General features: G+C 30.0%; 4 protein-coding genes. All 4 read left to right on the top strand.

Translation table 11 applies throughout. The features are described from left to right. On the top strand, positions 1-726 hold a 726-nt coding region (locus ABMQ40_RS16500; RefSeq protein ID WP_370901582.1), incomplete at its 5' end, for a hypothetical protein. Between the two features lie 4 nt (positions 727-730). Next, entirely contained in the window at positions 731-1,207 is a 477-nt protein-coding gene (locus ABMQ40_RS16495; RefSeq protein WP_370901580.1) for a hypothetical protein, read from the top strand. A gap of 303 nt (positions 1,208-1,510) precedes the next feature. Then, on the top strand, positions 1,511-2,197 hold the full coding sequence (locus ABMQ40_RS16490) for a hypothetical protein (protein WP_370901578.1): 687 nt from the start codon (positions 1,511-1,513) through the stop codon (positions 2,195-2,197). Continuing rightward, a complete protein-coding gene (locus tag ABMQ40_RS16485; RefSeq protein WP_370901576.1) occupies positions 2,191-2,658 on the top strand; it encodes a hypothetical protein in 468 nt (155 codons plus the stop codon). The genes ABMQ40_RS16490 and ABMQ40_RS16485 overlap by 7 nt, the downstream gene beginning before the upstream one ends. The last annotated feature ends 263 nt before the right edge of the window (positions 2,659-2,921 follow it).

Raw genomic sequence — 2,921 nt, 5'->3', positions numbered from 1 at the left:
GCTGGCGGTGTTACAGCACTGATTAATGGAGATAACTTTCTTGAAGGATTAGCAACTGGGGCTGTAATAGGTGGTGCGGTTGCGGCCGTGAATTATACGGTGAATTATTATGTAAAGTATAGTAGGAATAAAACTAGAGTAACAATTGCTGATAATACTACGTCTAAATATAAGTACGACCCAACAATAGGTGACGATACCATGCAAAATAATATAAATGCAGCAAGAGAAAACTTTCGTTATACTGATTATGGAGTTGGGGATGAAACCGTAGGAAAAGCTGGATGGCTAGATGGAAGTATGAATCCTGGAAATAATTCTAAAGTTTTAGCATATACAACAAAAGCAGGCTTTTTTAGTAATAAATCGAATATTGTATATTCACCTTTAGTTGCTCAAAATCCTGAATTATTAGCTGAAACAATGCTACATGAAACCGGACATGCATTTTCTAATAAATTAGGTTTACTAAGTCAAATAATTGATTGGAAAAACGAATTTGGAATAGAAAATCAGTATACAGGTGCATTAAGTACAACAGAAGAGTTTGCAGTATATAAACTAGAACATATTTCTAAGCAATTAAATAACTTTCCGAGTTCTGATTTTATACCTCAATATCGATTAGATAGAATGTTTAAGTTATTGGATTTTGCTAGACAAAGCTTGATCAATACAACATATGAAAAACTTATGCCAGTCTTTAATCGTTACATGAAATATTAATGTTATGAAAAAATATTTTTATATAATAATACTTTCCATTATTTTTCAAGAATGCAAGTCTCAAAATAAAAATAAAATTCACTTTATATATCATACTGCTGATTACAATAATTTCGGAATTGTTCAGGAAGAACGTATATATAATAGTTTGACTGGCATATATGAATATAAAAAGTATTCTGATAGTGAGGTTGCTAAGGATATCAAAATATTTTTAAAACTTAATTCTAAAGATTTGGAAGATATTAATAAATTATATTTTTCTTCAAAATCTGAAATGAGTGATTGTTATTTTGAAGATAATATAGTTGTTCATAAATCAACAATTACATTTGACTCTCAAAAAGATAATTTTAATTTGATAGAGTGCAGTAAGAATGAAAATTCTATTTTTATTGAAATTGAGAGAAAGATTGAACAATATATAACTTCTTCTAATATATATAAGACAACTTTTTATTGGGAATATTATAAAAAATAATTTTTTTGATTATGTGAAAAACCATTTACTTTAGACAACTTCATTAGATAGTAATAGCTTCCTGATAGAATTGCAATTTAATAATAGCTCTAAGACTAATTATTTATTACCAATATCTTCTGACTATTTGCTAGAAAATAAAAAAAGACTATTTAATCCTGTATTCGGACGTATAATCACCTCTGATTTTACAGATGGTAATGATTATAAAATGAAAATTGTATTAGAAGATTATACTGAGCTGGCGGTGTTACAGCACTGATTAATGGAGATAACTTTCTTGAAGGATTAGCAAAAGGTGCCGTGATTGGTGGTGCTGTGGCGGCAGTGAGTTATACTGTTGACTTTTTATGTAATGCCAAAACAAATAGATTGACGGAAGCAGATTTAGATTTGTCCGATAGTCAAAATTTAACGACCAATCCATCAACAGATCCTAATGTGTTAAATGATAGAATTAGAACTTTTAGAGAGAATAATTATTCAGCATCAGAAATCAAAAGATATGGTGTTGGTGCAGATAAATTGGATGTTTCCAGTATAAATAATCCGGGTGGGTATATAGATGGGAAGGTGATAGCTCACACCCAGCCTAATTTTTTCAACAACACCTCTAGGATAACTTATTCAGCTCGTGCTGCTAATGCTCCATACCTTTTAGGTAAAACAATGGCACATGAAACGGCACATTCATATATAAATAAATTAACGAGATTAATTCCTTTTTCTGGTAATAGAATCGGGTCGGGTCTACAAGATGAACGTTTAAATACAGTAGAGCATTTAGCTATTAAAAAGCTTGAAAATGTTTATTACAATATAAATCTAAATGGAATGAATATGAAATTCCTTAATGTAATCCCTTTAAATGAAGTTAATAGTATAATAAAAGGATTATCACCAACAATGCAGTTTCAGGTTCAATCCTGGACCGAGAAATTATATAATATTTTTAACAGAAAAGTTACATATCAGGGAATATCATGGTAAATCAGAAATTTTATTCAATAGTTTGTTATTTATTATTGTCAATTCTTTTAATCTCTTGTAGTCAGAAGCTTAATCCCAATTCTGCATTTGGATATAAAGATTTGACTGATAGCTATGATTCTAAAACCAGTCTTTTCACACGAGATTATGGTGATGACATTGTTAAAGTAAAGATAACGTTGAGACAAGATGAAAAAGAAAAAATAATAAAGACTTTTTCAGAGAATCGGTTCCAAAATCTTCCTTCTGAGATTGATTGTTCTAGATGGGGATTTCACCCTCAAATCTATGATGAACTTTTCTTGGATAATTATTCTGTAAAATATATACATAATAGTGAGGACAGATGGCTTTGCCCGAGTGGAAAAAGGTTTGATAAGATACATACTGTTATGCGAGATATTATTTTGAATAAACCAGAAATAAAAAAATTAGAGCCTTCCGATATTGCATATGAATAGCGGAGTAATGTTTAAGATATGTTGCTAAAAACCTTATTGCGTTGATAATTAATGATTTATTTTTTTAAGCAAATAAAAATCATAAGTTTGAAATGATATCAAGGATAGCAAGCGCAAAAGAATCATGATAGATGTTCCAGATGTGTTGTAGCATTTTGCAGAATTAGGCATTATCTACATGAATGGAAGATTATGCGGTTCTCTACTGAGAAGATTCCTAAATGCTGATGAAAACATACAGGATCCTTACAATACCCAGAATT

The organism is Chryseobacterium gossypii, from assembly GCF_041361455.1.
GTDB classification, from domain to species: domain Bacteria; phylum Bacteroidota; class Bacteroidia; order Flavobacteriales; family Weeksellaceae; genus Chryseobacterium; species Chryseobacterium gossypii.
This window is presented reverse-complemented; position numbering and strand designations above follow the sequence as displayed.